General features: G+C 34.1%; 17 protein-coding genes. 9 read left to right on the top strand and 8 right to left on the bottom strand.

All coding sequences use genetic code 11. The features are described from left to right. Nucleotides 1-9: 9 nt before the first annotated feature. The 6 genes from JQC67_RS11735 to JQC67_RS11710 all read right to left on the bottom strand — a co-directional run bounded on the left by JQC67_RS11735 (nt 10) and on the right by JQC67_RS11710 (nt 7,674). Nucleotides 10-480, bottom strand: a complete 471-nt coding sequence (locus tag JQC67_RS11735) for a hypothetical protein (protein ID WP_203252999.1) — start codon at nt 478-480, stop codon at nt 10-12. A gap of 86 nt (nt 481-566) precedes the next feature. Beyond that, entirely contained in the window at nt 567-1,298 is a 732-nt protein-coding gene (locus JQC67_RS11730; RefSeq protein WP_203252998.1) for a 4'-phosphopantetheinyl transferase family protein, read from the bottom strand. A gap of 12 nt (nt 1,299-1,310) precedes the next feature. Next, complete coding sequence (locus JQC67_RS11725) at nt 1,311-2,648, bottom strand: thioesterase domain-containing protein (protein WP_203252997.1); 1,338 nt, start codon at nt 2,646-2,648, stop codon at nt 1,311-1,313. Next, nucleotides 2,648-3,433, bottom strand: coding sequence for a class I SAM-dependent methyltransferase (locus JQC67_RS11720; RefSeq protein WP_203252996.1), 786 nt, complete (start codon nt 3,431-3,433; stop codon nt 2,648-2,650). The genes JQC67_RS11725 and JQC67_RS11720 overlap by 1 nt, the downstream gene beginning before the upstream one ends. An 18-nt stretch (nt 3,434-3,451) precedes the next feature. Beyond that, on the bottom strand, nt 3,452-6,379 hold the full coding sequence (locus JQC67_RS11715; RefSeq protein ID WP_203252995.1) for a non-ribosomal peptide synthetase: 2,928 nt from the start codon (nt 6,377-6,379) through the stop codon (nt 3,452-3,454). A 20-nt stretch (nt 6,380-6,399) separates the two neighbouring features. Beyond that, nucleotides 6,400-7,674, bottom strand: a complete 1,275-nt coding sequence (locus JQC67_RS11710; protein ID WP_203252994.1) for a HupE/UreJ family protein — start codon at nt 7,672-7,674, stop codon at nt 6,400-6,402. A 248-nt stretch (nt 7,675-7,922) separates the two neighbouring features. Between JQC67_RS11710 and JQC67_RS11705 the strand changes: the two genes are divergently transcribed. Beyond that, nucleotides 7,923-8,993: an ornithine cyclodeaminase family protein gene (locus tag JQC67_RS11705; protein WP_203252993.1), complete on the top strand. Its 1,071-nt coding sequence runs from the start codon at nt 7,923-7,925 to the stop codon at nt 8,991-8,993. A 2-nt stretch (nt 8,994-8,995) separates the two neighbouring features. On the opposite strand, the gene JQC67_RS11700 is transcribed toward JQC67_RS11705, so the two are convergent. Next, nucleotides 8,996-10,537: a hypothetical protein gene (locus JQC67_RS11700; protein WP_203252992.1), complete on the bottom strand. Its 1,542-nt coding sequence runs from the start codon at nt 10,535-10,537 to the stop codon at nt 8,996-8,998. 404 nt (nt 10,538-10,941) lie between these two features. Here JQC67_RS11700 and JQC67_RS11695 point away from each other — a divergent pair, with 404 nt between their 5' ends. From JQC67_RS11695 to JQC67_RS11660, 8 genes are all read left to right on the top strand, one after another. Continuing rightward, the gene (locus JQC67_RS11695) at nt 10,942-14,106 is read left to right on the top strand and encodes a non-ribosomal peptide synthetase (RefSeq protein WP_203252991.1); all 3,165 of its coding nucleotides are present in this window, start codon (nt 10,942-10,944) and stop codon (nt 14,104-14,106) included. Nucleotides 14,107-14,154: 48 nt separating this feature from the next. After that, nucleotides 14,155-15,306 (top strand): acyl-CoA dehydrogenase family protein, encoded by a 1,152-nt coding sequence (locus JQC67_RS11690; RefSeq protein WP_203252990.1) that lies wholly within the window; start codon nt 14,155-14,157, stop codon nt 15,304-15,306. Between the two features lie 7 nt (nt 15,307-15,313). Then, nucleotides 15,314-16,873, top strand: coding sequence for an amino acid adenylation domain-containing protein (locus JQC67_RS11685; RefSeq protein WP_203252989.1), 1,560 nt, complete (start codon nt 15,314-15,316; stop codon nt 16,871-16,873). Between the two features lie 2 nt (nt 16,874-16,875). Next, nucleotides 16,876-17,109, top strand: a complete 234-nt coding sequence (locus tag JQC67_RS11680; RefSeq protein ID WP_203252988.1) for an acyl carrier protein — start codon at nt 16,876-16,878, stop codon at nt 17,107-17,109. A 3-nt stretch (nt 17,110-17,112) separates the two neighbouring features. Further along, nucleotides 17,113-17,556, top strand: a complete 444-nt coding sequence (locus tag JQC67_RS11675; RefSeq protein ID WP_203252987.1) for a hypothetical protein — start codon at nt 17,113-17,115, stop codon at nt 17,554-17,556. 122 nt (nt 17,557-17,678) lie between these two features. Further along, on the top strand, nt 17,679-19,913 hold the full coding sequence (locus tag JQC67_RS11670; RefSeq protein ID WP_203252986.1) for a TonB-dependent receptor: 2,235 nt from the start codon (nt 17,679-17,681) through the stop codon (nt 19,911-19,913). A 27-nt stretch (nt 19,914-19,940) separates the two neighbouring features. Then, the gene (gene mnmE, locus JQC67_RS11665) at nt 19,941-21,332 is read left to right on the top strand and encodes a tRNA uridine-5-carboxymethylaminomethyl(34) synthesis GTPase MnmE (protein ID WP_203252985.1); all 1,392 of its coding nucleotides are present in this window, start codon (nt 19,941-19,943) and stop codon (nt 21,330-21,332) included. After that, the gene (locus JQC67_RS11660) at nt 21,332-21,691 is read left to right on the top strand and encodes a hypothetical protein (RefSeq protein WP_203252984.1); all 360 of its coding nucleotides are present in this window, start codon (nt 21,332-21,334) and stop codon (nt 21,689-21,691) included. The genes mnmE and JQC67_RS11660 overlap by 1 nt, the downstream gene beginning before the upstream one ends. A gap of 59 nt (nt 21,692-21,750) precedes the next feature. On the opposite strand, the gene JQC67_RS11655 is transcribed toward JQC67_RS11660, so the two are convergent. Next, a complete protein-coding gene (locus JQC67_RS11655) occupies nt 21,751-23,040 on the bottom strand; it encodes a Gfo/Idh/MocA family protein (protein WP_203252983.1) in 1,290 nt (429 codons plus the stop codon). Nucleotides 23,041-23,212 lie beyond the last annotated feature (172 nt).

Here is a 23,212-nt window from a genome sequence, read left to right as displayed (position 1 = left end):
ATCAAGAACTTATTGCTTATTTACCAGCTTGGTTAGCTTTTCTTTTTCTTTGGCAATTTTAACTTTTGATTTCTCAATCTTAATATTCATTTTATTAATATCATCGGGTGAAAGCTTACCTTTTTGTCTACCCTTTGCTATTTTCACATTGAGCTTATCAATTTTACTTTCTTCCTTTGCAATACTTTTCTTTTTCGAAGAAATGGCATCAGCTAATTTTTCCTTCTTCTTAATCTCTTTTTCAGCTTTCTTTTGAGCCTTTTCTGCCTTTTTTTGTGCTTTTTCGGCTTTTGCAACTTCTTTTTCGGCTTTCTTTTGTGCTTTCTCCTGCGCTTCTATTTTTTCAATTTTTTCTTTTTCAGCTTCTAAATCAAGTGCTTGTAATGCTAAGCTATCTTGTACTACAGCCGTGGAATCAACTACTTGAGCTTTAGCAGCTATCGCAAAAATAAGAGCTATAAAAACAACTATTTTTTTCATGGGAAACATTTTAAATTACACTGTTAACATGGCGTAAAAGTAGGAATTAATAAAATATGAAATGATTACTACTTCTAGTATTTATTTTATATAAATTGATTTTTAGCATCGAAAAATTCTATATGAACTGGTTTACCATTTGTTGTTATCGCTGCAATAAAATCTTTGGCCGGAATGAATGAATGAAGTTGCCAATTCTGCTGTGATTCTTGTGTAGAATTTATTGTAATAAAGCTTGCATTTTCATCGTCATCAATAGTAACTGTGAATGATTTTAATGGATACGACAACCCCTCGCCTACTGCTTTTATAAAAGATTCCTTACGCGTCCAACCTCGATAAAATGCTTGAAATTTTTCTGAATCATTAGTTGCAGATAGCGCTCTTATTTCGTCATCAGAAAAAACATTTTCTGCTAGTTCTAAGGGATCAAAGTCTTTTTTGATTCTTTCTATATCAACTCCTAAATTGTATTCTTTTGAAAATCCGATGATGATTCGATTTCCCGAATGCGAAACATTAAAATCTAAATCAACATTTTTTAAGTACGATGGTTTTCCAAATTCGCTGTACTCAAAAACTATTTCTTTAGGTGCTATACCTAAATAACTTCCTATTAACTTTCTCAATAAAAAACGTGCCGTTATATAAACTGAACGATCTTTATTGAAACGAAACTTACTCGCTTTTAAAAGTTCATCCTTAGATAGAATTTTTGATATTTCATTTAGCTTGTGAATATCATCAATTGCGCTGATTGACCAAATATGAATATGACCTTGCGAAATACTTAAGGGTTCACCAGAACTAATCGACATTTTTTGACTTTTTTAATCTGTAATCGCTTCATCTATTTTTTCTGAAACAAACTGAACATCAGGCTTTTCAAATAAAGTTCTATGGTTTCCTTTTGTGTAATACAATTCAATATTTCCTTCTGCTGAAAGTTCTTTCCACGAATCAATAGTTACTTTTTGAAGTGATTCATGGGGTTTCTCTGTCAAAATTAAGGAAACCTTACCAGGGTGTTTTTTCCACTCATAAGCCAAGCAAATGTTTCTCAAGTTTATTTTAACTTTTTCCAAAGCCTTCTCATTTTCTGAGCCGAACAATTTATACCACATTGGAGAAATGCGCCAAAACCGATCTTCAAAATACAATTTTATACTCGTCAATGGTTTTTTATAAAAACGTTTGAAGAATGAACGAACTCTGGCTCTTACCCGTTCAGAACTTCCCAAAGTCCACGGTGAAGCCATGGTATCCATCACTATAATATTTATTTCTTGATTTAATTTGGCTAGTTGAATTGCCATTTCATTGCCAATAGTAGCACTAAAACAATAGACTAAAACATTATACGGCCCTTCTGGTTGAACCACACGCATTGCTTTAATATAATCAGCCGTCATAGCTTCAATGCTTTCATGCATATCATCATTGCCATCTAACCCTGATGATTGCAATGCATAAATAGGTCTATTAGGCTTTAAATACTCAACAAGTTGATTATAGAAAAACACATGACCCCCACCAGAATGCACACAGAAAATTGGTTTTTTTGTTCCTTCTTTTCGCAACGGAACTAAGAAATCCCACTTCTCGGTGGCATCAACTTTTTCAGCCATACTTTTACAAAGGGCAGCAATAGTTTGATGTTCAAACAATTGATTCGGAGAAATCATCAAACCTTCTTTTCTTGCCTTCGCTATAATTTGAATGCTTAATATGGAATCGCCTCCGATTTCGAAAAAATTGTCATTAATATCTATCGGACTGAAATTCAATACTTCTTCCCAAATAGTAGAAAGTTTCATTTCTGCTTCGGAAAGATCATTATTATTTGTAGTAGGCTTCTTAGAAACCACTTCTTTATATTCTGAAAGTCTATTCTTATCAACTTTTCCATTGGGCAATGTTGGAATTTCATCCAAAGGAACAATTAAAGAAGGTATCATAAAATCAGGAAGATTCTCACTTAAATATGATTTTAACTGAGCTAAATCGAAGTTATCATTTCCCTTTACATATGCGACCAAACGTTTAGTATCACTGCCTTGGTTCTGCTCAGATTTTGACTGCAAAGATTGTTCAACCTTGTGTAGAAAAAGTTCTCTACTCATGGGTGACAATGCCTCGATTCTATTTTTTAGCGCAGTTTCTATCATTACTTTATTGCTTTCACTACTATCATGGTATCAGACCACCACATATCATGTACATCTTCTGGTATTTCTAGTGTTACCTTCTCTATTTGAAAAGATGAAAAATGTTTTAATAATTGACGCTGATGTTCACGACTCAATGAATCTATTTCATTAGAAAAATATGAAAAACTTCCACCAGGTTTAAGATGTTTAGCTGCATCAGGAAAAAAGTGTGCTGCAAAGGTTATGCTCTCATTTACATATTTCATGTATTCTTCTTGATTAAGCGGATAGGTGTGAAAAAAAACACCATCAAATAATCCTACATCATCAATAGTATCTTGCCATAAGCCCTTTACCATTTGTATATCTTTTCCAGGATATTTTCCTTTCCAAACATTATATCTTTCAATTACAGCTTCATTACATTCCATAATTACATGAGATGAAACATCATATGACTGAATCATATCAGAAGCAATACCTCTACCGAAACCTAATTCTAAAATATCACCACCTTTACCACATACAACTCTAGCCATAGCTTGCATAAGTGGAATCTGCCAGTCTTCCATTATCTGTTGATCAGATAGTTCTGCTTGCGTACGATCCGTTACTTCATTTACAGTTTCTCCTGGTACAAAGTTTTTAGCCTGTGTATCAAGTGCAACTAAATCTGCACTAAATTCTTTAATGGCTCTATTCACCATCGTGTTGCGTTGCATATCACGAGGCGGATTTATGAACTTGTCATCTGTAATAGTCAAATTGACTTCAAACTCTTTGGATCTTCTAATTCGCTTCATTTTTTTTCAACTCTTAATTTATACTTTTTCAGTCAGAATATCTCTTTTTGAATCATCTAGATTTTCTATGCTATTTAATATCGTCTCTAACGCCTCAAGACCAATACTCTTTTCAGCAATAGTCAATAATTCATCCATTTCTAGATTATCAAGTGTAGTCGTTTCATCAATGTCTTGTTGATTCTCAACGGCCACAATTACAGTTTCTACAGATTTGCTTTTCGCGATTACATCTTGAATTTCGTTTAATTCAATTCTAAAACCTCTTATTTTAACTTGTGCATCTTTTCTTCCTAAAAACTCAATAGTACCATCTGCTCTGTATCGTGCTAAATCTCCCGTTCTATAAATTCTAGTATTAAAATCTGAACCAGGTTCTAAAGTCACATTGACAAATTTCTCAGCTGTGTCAGTAGGTAAATTAATATATCCTTTAGCCAAACCTTTGCCACTAATACAAAGTTCACCGATAGCCCCAAAGGATACATTTTCTAATTTATCATTTAAGATATGAACATTAGCACCTGCCACTGCTTGGCCAATCGGAATAACTTTATGAGTATCTTTAATTTCAATTTTATGCGCTACGCACCAAACTGTGGCTTCTGTAGGTCCATATTCATTATATAAATCTGTTTGCTGCATTGTGTCAAAATGTTTTTGACAAACTTTAGCTGTACATGCTTCACCGGCAACTATTACGGTTTGAAGGCTTTTTAAATCTGTACTATCTGCATTGTCTAATAATAAGTTATATAGCGATGGCAACATTAAAGTATGACTAACACTATTTTCTTTGATTGTATTGGCCAACAAATCAATATCTTGTTCCATTCGTTTTTCAGATATGACTAGCGTTCCACCGGTACACAATGTCCAAAAAATACCTGCCTTAGAACTATCGAATGCAATAGAAGAAAGTAGTAAAAAACTTTTCGGATCATGCCCGTAAAAATCAGTTCGCCCTAAAGTAGAGTTTGTAATATTCTCATGTGAAATTGGCACTCCCTTTGGCTTGCCTGTACTTCCTGAGGTATAAATTACATACGCGATATCTTCTATTTTACTCTGAGGTAAATTGCTATTATTATTTATACTTTTTACACTGGTTTTATTAATATCAATTATTTCAATGTTGGAGGTCTTAACTATCGATATTTCATTGCCATTACTTAAGATCAAATCAACATTAGAATCTTGGAGCATAAACTCAATTCGTTGTTCAGGATATTCTGGGTCGATAGGTAGATATGCACAGCCAGCTTTTAATATAGCAAGCATACCGATAATCATTTCTGAAGAACGATTCATGCATAAACCAATGATTTTATTTTTTCCATTGGTTTTTGTTAGAATTTGCATTGCAATTTCAGTTGCTCTTTTATCTAAATCAAAATATGATACTGAATCATCCTTATAGCGCAGGGCAATTTTATTAGGATTTTCTTTAGCAACTTTTTCAATATAACTGTGAATGGGTTTTAGTGTGTTAGATTCAAAATCTTTTTCATTTGCCCTATCAAAAAAGATTGTTTTCTCTTTTTTGGTCAACATCGGAATTTGAAAAATCAGTTCATTAGGATTTTGGATTACACCCTTCAATAGCAATTCAAAATGTTCTTGTATTCTATGTATGGTTGTAGCTTCAAAAAGATCTGTATTGTATTCAAATTTTGATGACAGAATTCCGTTTTCTTCATTTACAAACAAGGTCAAATCAAATTTTGATGTGCCCGAATCATAGGTTGTACTCTCTACAGTTAAATCATCACCAAAACTAGGCATTGGCTTTACCGAATTGTACAAAAACATTGTTTGAAAAAACGGATTTGTACTTAAAGACCTTTTCGGCTTAAGCGATTTCACCAACGACTCAAACGGAACATCTTTGTTTTCAAAAGCTTCTAAAGTTGTAGTGCGAACAAGTTCAACCAATTTCTTGAATGATAAATCAGGTTTCAATTTTGTACGCAACACTACAGTATCATTAAAGAAACCCATTAAATTCTCAAGAACTTGCTGGTCTCTATTTGAAACAGGTGAGCCAATTAGAATATCATTCTGTCCGCTGTACTTTGAAAGTAAAATGTAGTAAACTGAAAGAATTAGAACATAAGGGGTGGCACCCAATTCTTTTGATAATACTAATATATTATTAGAAAGTTCAGTACTAAACTGATGCAGTTGTAATGCTCCTTTAAATGTTGGTTTTAATGGTGGTTTAAAGTCTTTGGGTAATTCTAATTGCGGAATTTCTCCTGATAACTTCTCCTGCCAATACCCTAACTGCTTTTCATTTATGGGGTTATTTAATTGCCAATATGCAAAATCTTGATATTGTATAGGCAGTTCTTCAATACCAGTTTGTTCACCTGAAGATAGCTTTAAATAGTAGGAAGCTAATTGTTTATTAAAAACTTCTAACGACCACCTATCGCCTATAATATGATGTAATGTTAAAAAAAGCACATGTTCTTCTTCACTTTTTTTAATTAAAGCTACTCTTAGTAACGGATCGGTTGACAAATCAAACGCCCCATTAGCATCTGTACTTTTAATTTGTTCTACGCTAGTACTAAAATCAGTTTCAGAGAGATTTGTGAAATCATATTCTGGAATTTTCAGCTCAAAATTTGGCGTTAATTTCTGAGATAATTGTCCGTCTTCAAGTATATAGGTAGATCGTAATATATCATGTGTTTCAAACATTAATTGTAATGCATGTTTCAGATGATTGGTATTTAACTTCCCTAAGAAAACATAGGATTCAGAATGATTGTAAAAAGGATTTTCAGGATTAAGTTGCTGAAGAAACCATAGGCGCTGTTGACCATGAGAAAGTGCCATTGGCACTCCTTCAGGAGCTTTACTTATGCCCTTTAGTACTTCTTCATTAAGCCGCTGTTTCCATTGGCTTAAGAGCGATTTTTTAGTTGTTTCTTCCACAATCTTTATGAACTTATTCGTTATGCGATTGGCTTAAGCAACCCGACAGATTCCAGAATTGTTCTAAGAAATGCTCTTATATATCCTTCAATTAAAAGATCTACATCTAATGCTCTTTCTAAGAACCAATAAAGCGATATAACAATCAATAGAATTGATCCATACACCAAAATTTTTGGGTACGATTTTCTCTTTCGTATAAAAAATAATATTGGAAAAATTAATGCTATTATACACAGCTGTCCTATTTCAACACCAATATTAAAGCCCAACAATGAAAAAGTCAAAAATTCTGATGTTAATCCTAAATCTGACAATACGCTTGCAAAACCAAAGCCATGAAATAATCCGAATACAAAAGCAATTACCCAATCCTTTCCATTAAAAATAGGACGAATATTGTGATAAGCTGCCAAACCAATTGAAAGGGCAATCACTGATTCAACCAAACGCGACGGTAGATTAATGATTTCTAAAGACGCTAAACTTAATGTTATGGTATGTGCAATGGTAAAGAATGTAACGACCTTTACAATATATAAAAATGCTGGTTTAAAGTTTTCCACTGGAAACCAATCCCATGTAATAAAACCTGATTTGGCTACTTCACCAGTTGCGACTTTCGGTTCTTTAGAATTTCTAAATCTTCTTACAACTGAAGGAAGAATTAGTGCCAAAAGAAATAAGATATGATCTAACCCAATCCATATGTGATAAATTCCTTGTTCAATCATAGCCATAAACCCTTGCCAAATTGAACTATCCGTTAAAGAAAGTGTGTCTTTAGTTTCATCTGGCGAAAATATCAGAGAAATATTTTTTTCATTATTTATCTTCCCCGCTTTCCAAAAGTGCTCAATTACCAAGATACCTCTATGTGTGTTGTCTTTTTCAAAAACTGCTCTATAGTCAACTTCAAGGTTATCTGGAACCTTTTCAGTATTTTCTAAATCAAAACTCATCAACAAGAAGTTACCCATGCCTAAACGTCTTAAGGCGACCTCTTTATATATAATTTGATGATTGCCATAAGTAGAGGAAAAATCTACTTTGTCTTTAAGATATTCTTGCACTTTAGTTACATACGGTTGTAACTCTTCAAGCGATACATCATTTGCAAAATTGGTACCAAACAATTTATTTATTTCTCTTACATTTAGCTCAAATCGAGCTTCTAGCCCACCTTCTTCGAAGACTCTTAAAAAAATATAACTCTGATTTGGTGCGTGAGCTTGTAAAGAAAATAGTGGAGCAAGAAATAATACTAGCGCTAAAATACGGATGTACTTTGCCATGGATTTGTCAATTAATTAATATTCTTTTTCAGTAGCAATTCGAAACTTTTACATCTCGGAGTTAATGCAATTAACGGATATTTTTTGAGCAATTCATAATTAATGGCTGAAAGAAATACAAAATCATTAATCAACGGCTACACAATACCTTTCATCGGATCTTCTGGAAAATACTAAAAAAATCTTAATAAAAATGATTACATTGACCCACTACTAGTTGCGCTATCAGCCAGTAGTTTAAAATTACTATGAAAAAAGAAACTCAGAAAACCCTGATTTTATCAGGCGATGACGTGAACGCCATTGTTGATAAATTCGGACTTAACAAATTGATGGACAGATTGATATCTGATCTAACGAAGGCGATTGAATCATTTGACCCTCAGCACACTAAAATTCCAATTCGTGATGGTTTTAACTATAAAGGTGAAAACCCTGGTCTAGTTGAATGGATGCCATTACACCAAAAAGGTAAAGAAATTACCATAAAAGTAGTTGGTTATCATCCAAGAAATCCTGAAACGCACTTATTGCCAACCATTTTATCAACTATCTCTTCTTATGACACTACAACGGGTCATTTAAAAGGGTTAGTAGACGGAGTTTTACTAACTGCCTTAAGAACAGGAGCTACATCTGCAATTGCAAGTACATATTTAGCGGATCCAAAAAGCAAAATTCTTGGTCTTATAGGTTGCGGTGCACAAGCTGTTACTCAACTTCATGCCATCTCTAGAGTATTTGACTTGAATCTTATATTGATTAATGATATCGATTCAGAAACAATGGAATCTTTTAAGAACCGATGTGAAATGCTTGATATTAATGCCGAAATTAGGCAAGCTTCATTACTAGAAATTGTCAAAGAAAGTGACATTGTTTGCACTTCTACTTCCATTGAAGTTGGTGAAGGCCCACTTTTTGAAAATATTGATGTCAATTCAAAAATACACATCAATGCTGTTGGCTCTGATTTTCCTGGAAAAACAGAACTCCCTTTAAGTTTGTTGAAAGAAAGTATTGTTGTACCCGACTTTCTCAATCAGGCACTGGTAGAAGGTGAATGTCAACAACTTGAAACAAGTGATATTGGTCCTGATTTAATTGATGTCATTCAAAATAAAGAAAGCAAATTGGATCCTTTCAATCAGAAAACAGTTTTTGATTCTACTGGATGGGCTTTGGAGGATCAAGTTGTTATGAATTTATTTCTTGAATTAGCAGAAAAATTCAACGTTGGTACAGAACTAGAAATTGAGAATACATCAGAAGATGCTAAAAACCCCTATCATTTTATGTTGAAAGCGGTTCAGGTTTAAGATTATTCTATAGGAATATTTATTTCCAATAGTTCCTTATTTCTAATTTCTCTAAATCCCTTTTCTTTTGAATAAAGAGTTGTGGTTTCAATGACCTTTACCTTTACAATTTCATCTTTGCCATCAGAAAATAAATCAGTAGGAAACGTTAATAACATTCTGGGTGGTTGTATATAATCCATATAATTTTCACCGGGGTAACTTTCATTCCAATTACTGACGAAGCGCTGCACAAAGTCAATAAAACTAGACTTTGATTTTTCATTGTAGTATATTTTACCATTTTCTGATTCAAAATTACTAATAGATTCTTCAGATTGTGGTACTCTTAAAAAGCTACTTGTTTGAACATTTGTAGCGCCCCAAAGAATTGGCAATCTTGGTTCATTATTCAAATATTTAAACTTACCTGTGGTAAATTGAAAAACATAAGGGGAAAAAAATTTGGGCGTTAATTGTACTACATTTCCGTTTGCTGTTTCTGCAAAAAATTTATGCGTATAATTTAATGGTGTATCTAACCATGACAATGGTATTGGACGTGACCAAAATTGCCCCATACCAATTAAAAAAAATGCAACTACAAAATACTTTTTTGTAAATAAAATTGAATTTTCCACCGCTTTTTCATTCAAAAAAAAGTATAACACAAGAATTAATATTAGTGACCATAACCAAAAAAATATCCCCGAATAAACCACAATACCCATATGCATGATTATGGCGCCTATCAAACAATATCTTGCCCATTTCAAGTTAATAAACATAAATAATACACCTATTTCAATCGACAATGTGAAGACCTTTAATGGAAAGTTAAAATATTCTAAGAAAGCAGTAGCACTTGAAATAAATTCAGGGCTAGCCCAGCTAAACCAACCATTTCCGTACATTGAAGGCACCAAATAATTAATTTTGTTATATAAAATCCATTCAAAACCTGTGAAAACCTTTCGTATTCCTGATGCAAAATAATGAACCCCAACTAGGCAGCTTACCATAAACACAAAATCTCTATAATTAAAACGTTTAAATACAATTCTGGCAAATAAGAACACTGTAAAGAGAATCAACAATCGAATTGGTAGTAAAGGCGCTGCTAGAGAAAACAATTGTATTACCTCTTCTTGACCAATAATGGGCAATAACATACTGAGAAATGAGACAACGAAGATAGGACGATAAAAAATCAATAAAGCTGTAGCACAAAGTAGAATCCTGTCATAGACATGCCATTGATCAAAATAGTAATTGTAATTATACGTTGAAAAAATCCATGTTAAAATCAAGCCAATTGCAGTTAAAAAAAGACGGATTTGATTACCTTTTTCGAATGATTTCCATGGAATAACCACATGTTTAGCATAGATAATGACTAATAAAATACATAGTATAGGAATATAAATGGTACTTCCTATTTTTTTAAGAAATTCCCAATAAATAAAAGTACTTGAATACGAATCAAAGGGAAGTGATGTGATTCTAAATAATACTTTTTCAATTAAATAAAAAGCTAATACTATTCCGGATATTCTACTAATCAAGTGTAACCAGGGTTCTCTAATCGGATTCTGCTTTTCATTCCAAAAATCAACAAAGAAATTTTTTAGATTTCCTAAAGGCGATTTTTTTTTATCTGCGGTGACATTTTCGATAACCTAAGAATTAGTTCATATTCTCGTTAAATTTAGGTATTTATTAGTTCAAGCGCTTTAGATTCATTTGATTCCCTTGAGAAGAAAATGTATTTTTATAAAAAAAATTGCTGTCAGAATTCCACTCTTCTAATAAAAGTGCTTTTTGATGGTGTTGCTATTACGTCATTAATCGACAATCAAAAATCAACACGGGATAAATCATCGCTAATTGGTGTGTTTTATTTCCCTAGACAATGGGTCGATCTAGTTTTCAGACTACCGTTTTTTAAAGCGTATAAAAATTATTTCAAGTGGAAAAGATTTCAGAAGTTGAGCTAAATACTGTGAATTCCCTTACCAAAAGTCAATCACTACTGTGGATTGGTCAAGAAATGGAACCTGAAAGTCCCATGTACAACATGGTATTAAGCTTTGACTTTAATGGTGAAATTGAAGTTGACCATTTTAAGACTGCTTTTCAAAAGGTTATTAATGAAAGTGATGCCTTGCGAACAGTATTTATTAAAAAGCAAAATAGACCAACTCAAAAAGTTCTCAATGAGTTTATATATGAAATGGAGGTTTTAGATTTCTCTTCAACATCAAAACCCGAAGAAGCATACAAAATATGGGAACAAAAAAGAACAAAACACATTTTCAATTTAGCTAAATGTCTGTTCGACAGCGTTCTAATTAAAATTTCAAATTCACAATTTATATGGTATTTTAATCAGCACCACCTAACTACTGATGCTTGGAGCACTTCTGTGATTTATACTAGAGTGAAAGATCACTATTCACAATTGTGTTTAAATAATTCAAGTAAATTACCTGAAACACCTCAATTTCAGAGCTTTATAAATTATGAAAATGAAAAGAAGAATAAGACCACAGACGTAAAAAACTATTGGAGAGATAAACTTAATTCCGAAGAAATACTTCCTCAATTTTACAATAAGAAAGTCACTAAATCCACAACTGAATCCGTTAGAATTCATCTTAATTTAGGTGCTGAACGTTCTGAAAAATTGCGTCAATTAGGACTTGAAAAAGGAGTAAGATCTTGGACTCCTCAATTAACCATATACAACATATTTCTAACTACATTATATGCTTACCTCTATCGTGTGAGTTCACAACGTAGACTAATTATTGGTTCACCTGCACATAATAGACCAACCAACGATTTTAAACAAACCATTGGAATATTTATTGAGATCTTTCCACTAATCACCGAAATTGATGATGATGAAACTTTTGTTTCTTTACTTGAGAAAGTACAATTAGAGAGTAATGGTTTTCTCAAATATGCTCAGCCAGGTGCTTCACTAGCTGAATTGAATAGAAATTTCAATGTATTTTTAAACTACATAACAGCCACTTATTCTGATTTTAATGGTATTCCAATGCATTCTGAATGGGTGCACCCAGGTCATTCTGATCCTAAGCATCATTTACGAGTGCAAATACATGATTTTGATAATTCTGGTGCAATACAGCTATATTTCGATTTAAATTGCGCAGTTTTTGAGGAGGATAAATATGAGGCTGTTCCACAACACTTTTTAGCTCTTCTTGATGCCTTTATCGAAGACAAACAAGCGAACATAGAAAAGGTAAGGCTAATCAGCCAAGCCGAATACAGAAAAACAATTGTTGAATTTAATGCAAGTTCGCATCAAAATACAAATCAAAATATTATTTCTCAATTTGAGAAACAAGCACTAAAGACTCCTAATTTAACTGCATTAGTTTTTAAGGACTTCTCTTTAAACTATCGTGAGTTAAATGAAAGAGCCAACCAGTTAGCACATTATCTTGTTAGTCAAAATATAGGTCAAGACTCGCAAATAGCATTTTTACAAAAACGGTCGCCAAATTATGTAATTAGTAATTTGGCTGCGTTAAAAGTTGGTGCAACTTTTGTGGCCATTCCAAGTAATTATCCAAAAGAACGAATTGAGTATTTATTAGAAGATAGTAAGGCTAGCCTGCTTATTGGTAGTGATGCTACGCTAGATTCATTTGTTCCTGCAAAGACAAAATCAATAAATATAGACAGCCTTGAAAAGGAGATTCAGAAATACTCTACTGCAAATTTAGAGCTGGATATTTCCGAAAATTCAATAGCCTATTTAATTTACACCTCTGGCTCAACTGGAAGACCTAAAGGAGTTAAAATCATTAATAAAGGACTGACAAATTATATAGCATGGACACATCGTACGTTTGTCAAAGCACCTAACCCAGCTGTGGCTTTATTCACAACAGTTGGTTTTGATATTACACCGAATTCTATTTTTTTACCATTGATTTGCGGAGGTGCTATTCATGTATACCAAGAAACAGATGACGCAGTAGACCTATCTCTTCTTGATGTAATGGAAGACAATAAAGTTGATTATATAAAACTTACTCCATCACATTTAAGCTTTTTAAAAGGGAAGAAATTTCCGATTAGCAAAGTGGATGTCATCGCTGTTATTGGTGAGGAATTTAAAACAGATTTAGGGCAACATATTCACGATGCCTTTGATGGAAAAGTAACAATTTTTAATGAATATGGCCCTGCGGAAGCAACTATAGGCTGCGCAGTTCATAAATTCGTTTCAGGTAGTGATTCTCCAAGTATCCCCATAGGAAAACCAATTCCGAATATGGAAATCTATATATTGGATAAATACTTGAATCCCGTACCGCAAGGTATTCCTGGAGAAATATATATTGCCGGTGTTGGCTTATCTGATGGATATTGGGAACGACCAGATTTAACGCCTATTAAATTTGTTGCCAACCCTTTTGTGCCAGGTACAAAAATGTATCGAACAGAAGATTTAGCCAGAATCAACGAAGATGGAATCTTAGAATTCTTAGGCAGAGTTGATTTTCAGGTAAAACTCAATGGTCATCGCATTGAGTTAGGAGAAATTGAGGCCTTAATAATCGATTTTGAGACTATAAATGACAGTGTTGTATTGTTAGATGAAAGAGATGGTTTAAAAAGTTTAACCGCTTATTTCACGGCTAAAGTCCCGATTGAATTACCTGAACTTCAAAAACATTTGAATCAGAAGTTACCGAGGTACATGATTCCATCTCATTTTAAACAGCTGGAAGAGTTTCCGTTGTCTTCAAATGGAAAAGTTGACCGAAAAATATTAAGAACTTTTGAGACGGCTGTAGTTGATTCGAAAAATGAATATGTGGCTCCCGCGACAGAAATAGAAGAGCTAATTGCTGCAATTTGGCAAGAAGTACTAGGAACTCCTAAAATTGGGATTCATGACAATTTCCTAGAATTAGGAGGAGAATCGCTTATGGCACTTAGAGTAGCATCTCGCATAAAAGAGGTCTTAGAACTAAATATTTCACTCGACCTTATTTTCAAACTGCCTACAGTTTTCAAAATATCTGAGCATATTGAGAACACTATAATAGAACTATTAAATAGTGAATCATCAGGGTCAGTTAAATAAATTGTAATGTAGACCCGTAAAAATATTAAATTAAAAAAAGACTAAAATTTGAATTTCAATTGGACCAAAGAACAGCTTGAATATAAACTCAAGGTTATTGAGTTTGCTAAAAATCATTTGAACAATGATTTGGTGCAAAAAGACCTGAATTGCTCTTTTGCAGCCGATAATTGGCAAAAATGTGCTGAATTTGGAATTCAACAACTAGCAGCCCCAAAGTCTTTTGGAGGGCAATTTGACGAAATTGATATACTTCATGCCACATTAGCCATGGAAGGTTTAGGTTATGGTTGTAAAGACAACGGACTGCCTTTTTCGCTTAATGCGCAAATGTGGACAGTTCAAATGCCTATTTCTCAATTTGGTACTGATTTTCAAAAAGAAAAGTATTTGAAAGGTATGGCCTCCGGTAAATTGATTGGCAGTCATGCTTTAACTGAACCTAATGCTGGTTCTGATGTTTTTAGTATGCAAACGGTGGCTGAAAAAGTTGATGGTGGGTATATTTTGAACGGAAAAAAGCACTTGATTACACTCGGTCCTATTGCTGACATTTCATTGGTTTTTGCGAATGCAAGGCCTAAAATGGGCAAATGGGGAATTACCGGCTTTATTGTTGAAAAAGGCACTAAAGGTTTCAATCAAAGTGAAAATATGGCTAAAATGGGACTTAGAACAGTGCCTATTGGTGAACTTACATTTGACAATTGTTTTGTGCCTGACGAAAACCGTCTTGGTGCAGAAGGAGCTGGCTGGGGTATTACTACGTCAACTTTAGAATATGATCGCTGCTGCATTCTGGCAAGTCAATTGGGTTCTATGGAAAGGCAATTGGATGAGACCGTTAAATTTGTTAAGCAAAGAAAGCAATTCGGTAAATCTATAGGTGACTTTCAATCCGTTTCAAATAGAATTGCGAATATGAAACTGCGGTTAGAAACTTCACGATTGTTACTATATCAGGTAGCTTGGCTGAAAAGTCAAGGAAAATCTGCTATGATGGAAGCTGCCTTACTAAAGTTGCAACTCAGTGAAAGTTTTGTAGAATCAAGCCTTGATGCGATTCGTTGTAATGGCGGTCGCGGGTATTTAACAGAAAATGAAGTAGAACGTGATCTTAGAGATGCCGTAGGAGGCGTTCTGTATGCTGGCACGTCTGATATACAACGAAATATAATCTCAAACCTTCTAGGTTTATAATTAAACTATGATATCAACCTTCCCCCAAAGTTTAAAAGCGGCTGCTTTAAAGCATCCGAAACATACTGCATTTCGTTGTGGAAGTACTGATATTTCATATAATCAACTTGACGAGAAGACGGATCAACTTGCTTCGCATCTATGTTCAATTGGAGTTAAAAAAGGTGACAAAGTAGGTGTCTATATGAATAGATGTATTGAGACTTCAATAGCCATATACGGAATAATGAAAACTGGGGCAGCCTACGTACCCATAGACGCTACCCTACCCTTAACACGTGTAGCATATTTGTTGAATGACTGTGAAATTGAACATTTAGTTAGTATTCCTCTTTTGAATAGAAAACATAGTGCGCTTGCTGCGTATCAAACTCCATTAAAATCAATACTAGGAAGTTCTGCTGAGTTAAATATTGATTCAACTACTTGGGATGACATTTTTAATACTTCTATCCATAACTTAGATGAAGTCAACATTGAAGCTGATGATTTGGCCTATATTATGTATACCTCTGGATCCACAGGGTTTCCGAAAGGAATTATGCATACGCATTATAGCGGATTGAATTATGCTAAACTTTCAATTAACCACTTTAACCTAACCAATGATGACATTTTAGCGAATCACGCTCCGCTTCATTTTGATATTTCTACACTTGGGTATTTTGCTGGACCCCTGGCTTGTGCAACTACTGTAATTGTAACAGATGCCCATACCAAAATGCCAACTAGTTTGGCTAATTTAATAGCGACAGAAAAAATTACTTTGTGGTATTCTGTTCCACTAGCTTTGGTTCAAATGTTACAAACAGGAATTTTAGAACAATTAGACTTAAGTGCATTGCGATTAGTGCTTTTTGGAGGAGAAGTTTTTACAAACAAATACTTATCTGAATTGATGCATTTGCTTCCAAAGCCATCTTTTTATAACATCTATGGCCCTGCGGAAGTAAATCAATGTACCAGTTATCATGTTAAAAATCCACCTGAAGATAAAACAATACTACCTATAGGTAAGGTCTGGGAAGATACCGACTACTTGATTTTTGACAAGAATGATCAAAATGTGGCAGATGGTGAAATTGGTGAACTTTTGATTCACTCAACAACTAGAATGAAAGGATATTGGAATAATCTTGAATTGACAAAAAAATCTTCCTATAATCAAACCTTTGAAAATTCTTTCCGTATATATCATCGAACCGGTGATTTGGTAAGGATAGATGATGCTGGAGAATTACTATTTATGGGTAGAAATGACCGACAAGTGAAAATTAGAGGCTACCGAATAGAAATAGATGAAATTGAAGCCTGTATTGCCCAGAATAATGAAGTTTCAGAGGTGGCTGTTGTTATTGTAGAAACCATTGAAAAAGAAAAGGAAATTTGTGCCATAATCATTAAAAAAGAGAACAGCACGCTAAGCGACAAAGACATAAAAACCTTTTGTAAAGCCCAAATTCCAGTATATGCCGTTCCGCAAAGAATTGAATTTATGGACAGTTTTCCGCGAACGGGTTCTGAAAAAATTGATAGAAATAGAATAATAGAGATGTTAACCAAATAAGAATGACCGAAATAATACTAGAATACATATCAAAAATATTGTCAAACGAGCAGCTAGAAGACGAATTACAAGCTGAAGATGATTTGCTCGGTGGTGGTATTTTAGATTCATTAGGTATGATGAAACTCATTTTGTTCATTGAGGAAAAATTTAATGTAAAAGTTCCACCAGAAGACATGACTATTGAAAATTTCATGACTGTAGACCATATAACCACATATTTAAATAAAAAGTAAAATTTGAATAAAAAGGAAATCATATATAAACGTATTGCCATACTCATGGCAATTTGTTATGTGCTGAACTTGATGCAATATCAGATCGCCCCTGTTTTGCATACAATTTCGCATATTATTGAAATTCCTTCAGGTTTTATCTCACATGAATCATCTTCAATCACTGAGTATGATTCTCATAATCATGTTCATCATGAAACTGAAGATGTAAAACATGAACATCAAATTATTGATGTAATTGATTGGGTTTTGGAAGTTTCCAACGACAGTAACCATTCAGATGAAACTTTGCTTTCAGAGGTTAAGTTCGAAAAACACCTATTTACTTATGAATATGTAAAACATATTGTTTTTAACGTTGAAGTGCATCCTAATTTTTCATCATTCTCAAAAAAGGAAAAAAAGGGACATCCTAATAAAAGTAAACAACCTCCGCAACTTGCCTAGACAACCTCTTTCTAATACAACTAAAAATTTTTAGAAAGCTTCTCAAAAATTTAAAATAACAACTTATTAAAACCGACGTAAAAAGCGCTTCGAGTGGTTTTACGTCTCATAATATTCTATAAATGAAAAATTATATAATTTACATAGTGCTTTCGGTTGTCTTTATGGCAAATTTAAGTGCACACGAATTATCAGGTACAGTTAAGGCACAAGATAACAAACCAATTGATGGTGTTGGTGTATACAACAAAACAACGGGTGGTTATACCTATACTAATGTTTCTGGGTATTTTGAACTGGATGACATTTCAACTGGTGACCGTATTTTTTTCTACAGCCTTGGATATAAAACCCAAGAATTAACGATTCAAGAATCGCAATTAGACAGTACCATTAAGGTTGTACTTGAAGCAGCTGCGGTTTCTTTGGATCAGGTAGTATTGGTTTCAAAAGTGAATGCGATGAGCCATTTTGTAAACGTTGATGTGAAGGCAAATCCTGTGAAGTCATCTCAAGAAATTCTGAGAAAAATACCAGGATTAATCATCGGACAACATGCTGGTGGTGGAAAAGCTGAACAAATCTTTTTAAGAGGATTTGATATTGACCACGGTACAGATATCGCTATTGATGTTGATGGTTTGCCAGTCAATATGGTTTCTCATGCACATGGTCAAGGTTATGCAGATATGCACTTTATTATCCCAGAAACAATTGATAATATTGATTTTGGAAAAGGCGCTTATTATGCTGATAAAGGTAACTTTAACACCGCAGGTTATGTTGGGCTAAAAACCAAAAAGAACATTGATGACAATATGCTTTCAGTAGAAGCTGGTATGTTTAATACACTTCGAACTGTAGGTATGTTGAAATTGTCTGAAGGCGAGTTTAGCAATGCTTATATTGCTTCTGCACTAACATTAACTGACGGTGCTTTTGATTCACCACAGAATTTTAACCGCTTAAACATTATGGCGCGTTATAATTACAACAATCAAGAAAATCAAGATCTGAGCCTTACACTTTCACATTTTCAGAGTAAATGGGATGCCTCAGGTCAAATTCCGCAACGGGCAATTGATCAAGGTTTAATCGGACGATTTGGAGCCATTGATGATACTGAAGGTGGTAATACTAGTAGATCTAACTTTTTAGTAAATCATACACGTCAATTAGATGAACATTCAAGAGTAAAATCAAAAGCCTACATTTCAAAATATGACTTTGAACTATTCTCCAATTTTACATTTTTCTTGGAAGACCCTGTAAATGCAGATCAGATTCGTCAAAAAGAAGATCGTACAATCATCGGAGCCGAAACGGCTTATGAACATTCAATTCATGTTGGTGATCACGATTCACAATTAAAATATGAAGCGGGAATAGGTTTTCGTTATGATGATGTTAATGACGTTCAACTTTCTAGAACTAAAAATAGAAAAGAGCTTTTAGAACGTTTGGCATATGGTAACGTAGACGAAACCAACGGTTATAGCTTTATTAACCTTACGTATAAGAAAAACAAGTGGACGATTAATCCTGGGTTGCGTTTAGACTATTTTAAATTCGATTATGAAAATTTGCTAACAGAAACGTATGACAGTAAAAGTCAAGACAAACTGTTTTTAGGTCCAAAATTGAATGTGCTATTTGCTGCCTCTCCTTCTGTGCAGATTTTTGGTAAAACAGGAGTTGGTTTCCATTCTAATGATACAAGGGTGGTTATAGCAAATGATGCTGATGAAATTCTACCGGCAGCTTATTCTTTTGATGTTGGTGGTATATTTAAACCAACGAACAAAATTGTAATTAATGCAGCTTTATGGAATCTGTTTTTAGAGCAAGAATTTGTTTATGTTGGTGATGCTGGTATTGTAGAACCTAGTGGAAAAACAAGACGTTATGGCGTAGATTTCGGTGTTCGTTATCAATTAACAGATTGGCTTTATGCAAATGGTGATATCAACTACACCTATGCAAGAAGTACCGAAGAACCAGCAGGCGCTGATTATATTCCATTAGCACCAGATCTTACTTCTTCAGGCGGATTATCTTTTAGAGATCTAGGTAATTTGTCTGGAGGAATAAATTATCGTTATATCAAAAATCGTCCCGCGAATGAAGATAATTCTATTGTAGCAGAAGGCTATTTTGTTACCGATATGAATATTAACTATGCCTTGAATAATTGGACATTCGGTGTTATTGTAGAAAATCTTTTCGATACAGAATGGAATGAAACTCAATTTGCAACGGAAAGTAGATTGTTCAATGAAACCAATCCAACAGAAGAGATTCATTTTACACCAGGTATTCCATTTTACCTAAGAGGAAAAGTTTCGGTAAGATTCTAATTCTGTACTTTTGATTAAAATTTGAAAGTGCATTTTAAAGAAAATATCATAGCGCTAGCAACAGCTTCAGGTGCTGGTGCAATTGCAATTATACGCTTATCGGGTGAAGATGTAATTTCTTTAGCCGATAAGCATTTTAAATCAGTACGAGGTAAAAGCTTACTTCAACAAAAAAGCCATACCATTCATTTAGGTCATATTATTGATGGTAAAAAAACCTATGATGAAGCTCTGGTCTCAGTCTTTAAAGGACCAAATTCATATACTGGTGAAAATATAATTGAGATTTCTTGTCACGGATCTCCTTTTATTCAACAACAAATTTTACAATTATTTCTTTCCAATGGATGCAGAATGGCACAAGCTGGTGAATTTACGCTACGTGCTTTTTTAAATGGAAAAATGGATTTAAGCCAAGCGGAAGCAGTGGCCGATTTAATTGCATCTGAAAACGAAGCGAGTCACCAAATTGCAATGAATCAAATGCGTGGTGGTTTTTCTTCAGAAATAAAAAAACTACGAGAACAGCTTTTAAATTTTGCTTCTTTAATTGAGCTAGAACTTGATTTTTCTGAGGAAGATGTAGAGTTTGCCGATAGAACAGCATTTGAAAAATTGCTAATGCATATTGAACAAGTTCTTAAAAACTTGATTGATAGTTTTGCAATAGGTAACGTAATTAAAAATGGAATTCCCGTTGCAATAATTGGTGAACCTAATGTTGGAAAATCAACACTTTTAAATGCCTTATTAAATGATGACCGAGCTATTGTTTCTGAAATAGCAGGTACTACTCGAGACACCATTGAAGACGAAATTGCTATAGGTGGTATCGGATTTCGATTTATTGATACAGCAGGAATTCGTGATACGGCTGATGTTGTAGAAAGTATTGGAATTAAAAAAACTTTTGAAAAAATTGAGCAAGCACAGGTAGTTGTTTATTTAATTGATAGCACCGAATTAAGTGCCAATAGACTTTCTTCCTTACAAATAGAAATCTCAAAAATAAAAAATAAACACCCGCAAAAGCCTTGTATAGTAATAGTCAATAAAATAGACCAATTAGATTCTGAAAGAAAGACTTTTATTCAAAACCAATTACCTGAGGCCTTATTCTTGTCTGCAAAAAACAAAACAGGCCTTGAAGAATTGAAACAAAAATTACTTGGTTTTGTAAATACGGGTGCACTCAGAAATAATGAAACAATTGTCACCAATAGCCGTCATTACGATTCACTTTTAAAAGCCTTATCTGAAATAGAAAAAGTGCGTTTAGGCATGTCTGAAGAGTTACCTAGTGATCTACTAGCTATTGATATTCGCGAGGCCTTACATTACTTGGGTGAAATTACCGGTCAAGTTACCAATGATGAATTGCTGGGTAATATTTTTGCTAATTTTTGTATCGGGAAATAATGATTATTAAAGAACTAATAGGAGATTTTGACATTCTGGGGAAAAACCAAGATGCGGAAGGAAGTGCCTATAAAGGATCACTGAATTTATCACTAGACGTGAATGGTCGTATTGTTGCAGTATGGACGATTGGAAAGAACGAAAGCCAACACGGAACAGGTTTTTTTAAAGATAATATCTTGGTCATTAACTTTAATTATATCGGCGCAAACGATCAAATTTATAAGGGCGTAGTAGTCTACCGCTGTTTAACTAAAGATATTTTAGAGGGGTTTTGGTCAGAAAAACATGGAAATCCGCTTTACTTGGGGACTGAAAACTGTTTTAGACGTAACGAAAATACAAGCGGTATTCATTAAATAATGCGCCCATCACCGAGTACTCCATTTCTTTAAAATCTCATTTAATTCCACAAAGTTTACTTCACCAAGCGCCATTTCTTTCGTGGCTTACGAGATAGTAGATCATTGGCTTCAGAATCACCAATACATTTTTCTTTTTCAGAATCCCACTCTAGTTTTCTTTTCAAGCGATAGGAAATCAAGCCTAAATGCATGGGTAAGGTCATTTTTCGCGCATAGGCCAAATTTGACTCTGGCTGTACTCGTGACTTTACCGCATCAACAAAATTCTGTTGGTGGCCTGGAGAGCGTACCAAGGTCTTTGGTACTTCAGGAATATCAGTTACGGTTTCGCCATTAATCGTTATTTCACGACTGTTGTAATCGCAAATTAAAGTACCTTTATCTCCTTCAAAATAGGCGCCAATACTTCGGTCTGCAGCTCCTGGAACATTCGGTGGTTTACTAGTCCAGTGAATTTTCAAATTTTCAAATTCGTAATCGATATCAATCCACTTAGGAGTGTTCGCAATACCATCGGCTTCTTCACCTCGGGCATCAATACTTTTTAATCCTTTGGGCTCTAAAGCCCAAAAAGCTACATCGGCGATATGACACCAGAAATCAGCAAAGACACCCCCTGAATAATCTAAAAAATATCTATACGTAAAGTGGCACTTTTCAGGTATATAATCAACCAAAGGCGCAGGCCCTAGCCACATATCCCAATTTAAACCTTTTGGCACCGCTAGTGATTTTGGCTGACCCAAATTGGGTGTATCACCACTTTTCCATAAGCGAACTGTTTTGACAGTACCAATGACACCAGACTTAATAATTTCTACAACACGATGGTAATTATCAGTAGCATGAATCTGATTACCCATTTGAAAAATACTATTATTTTTCTCTAGGTTTTTAAGCATCATCTGCCCTTCATTGATATTGTATGATAGTGGTTTTTCACCATAAACATCTTTTCCAGCTTGAAATGCGAGAGTTGCAATTTGTGCATGCCAATGATCGGGCGTTGCACATGTAATTGCATCAATATCTGGCCGGTCTAAAATGTGTCTAAAATCACTGTAACCTTGTACCTTTTTTCCGGGTTGTAGCGTCTCCATGGCTTTTAAACTACTTGCTAGATGCGATTCGTCAACATCGCAAAGCGCTACAACGTCTACTTCAGGAAGCCCAGTAAACCATTTCATGTGATTATTACCCATACCTCCTACTCCGATATGTGCTACGCGCAAGCGATCGCTCGGCGCAAACTTTGCAAATGCAGAAGGTACTACAGTAAGGCCCAAAAGCCCTAAACCACTTTGTTTTATGAATTTTCTTCGTGGTTGATTTTTTATCGACATGTTGTGTTTTTTGGTTCGTATTAAATATAGGTATTCCCAATTACAAAAGCCAATTGCATGATTAAATGAAAACCAAAATAATAAAAATAGTAACCGACAAATGGACTCAGAAAATCGAATCCTTTTAAAATCAATTCTAACTTCTCATAAAACTAAATCATACTTTGGTCGA

Origin of the sequence: Aurantibacter crassamenti (assembly GCF_016811105.1) — a bacterium.
Taxonomy (GTDB): domain Bacteria; phylum Bacteroidota; class Bacteroidia; order Flavobacteriales; family Flavobacteriaceae; genus Aurantibacter_A; species Aurantibacter_A crassamenti.
Note: the sequence above shows the minus strand (reverse complement) of the source record. Positions and strands in the feature narration are given on the sequence as shown.

Bases quoted from the DNA above. Each gene is read 5' to 3' on its own strand.
- JQC67_RS11730 (WP_203252998.1), bottom strand. From the start codon at position 1,298: ATGTCGATTAGTTCTGGTGAACCCTTAAGTATTTCGCAAGGTCATATT.
- JQC67_RS11735 (WP_203252999.1), bottom strand. From the start codon at position 480: ATGAAAAAAATAGTTGTTTTTATAGCTCTTATTTTTGCGATAGCTGCT.
- JQC67_RS11720 (WP_203252996.1), bottom strand. From the start codon at position 3,433: ATGAAGCGAATTAGAAGATCCAAAGAGTTTGAAGTCAATTTGACTATT.
- JQC67_RS11680 (WP_203252988.1), top strand. From the start codon at position 16,876: ATGACCGAAATAATACTAGAATACATATCAAAAATATTGTCAAACGAG.
- JQC67_RS11710 (WP_203252994.1), bottom strand. From the start codon at position 7,674: ATGGCAAAGTACATCCGTATTTTAGCGCTAGTATTATTTCTTGCTCCA.
- JQC67_RS11660 (WP_203252984.1), top strand. From the start codon at position 21,332: ATGATTATTAAAGAACTAATAGGAGATTTTGACATTCTGGGGAAAAAC.
- JQC67_RS11670 (WP_203252986.1), top strand. From the start codon at position 17,679: ATGAAAAATTATATAATTTACATAGTGCTTTCGGTTGTCTTTATGGCA.
- JQC67_RS11705 (WP_203252993.1), top strand. From the start codon at position 7,923: ATGAAAAAAGAAACTCAGAAAACCCTGATTTTATCAGGCGATGACGTG.
- JQC67_RS11725 (WP_203252997.1), bottom strand. From the start codon at position 2,648: ATGATAGAAACTGCGCTAAAAAATAGAATCGAGGCATTGTCACCCATG.
- JQC67_RS11685 (WP_203252989.1), top strand. From the start codon at position 15,314: ATGATATCAACCTTCCCCCAAAGTTTAAAAGCGGCTGCTTTAAAGCAT.
- JQC67_RS11655 (WP_203252983.1), bottom strand. From the start codon at position 23,040: ATGTCGATAAAAAATCAACCACGAAGAAAATTCATAAAACAAAGTGGT.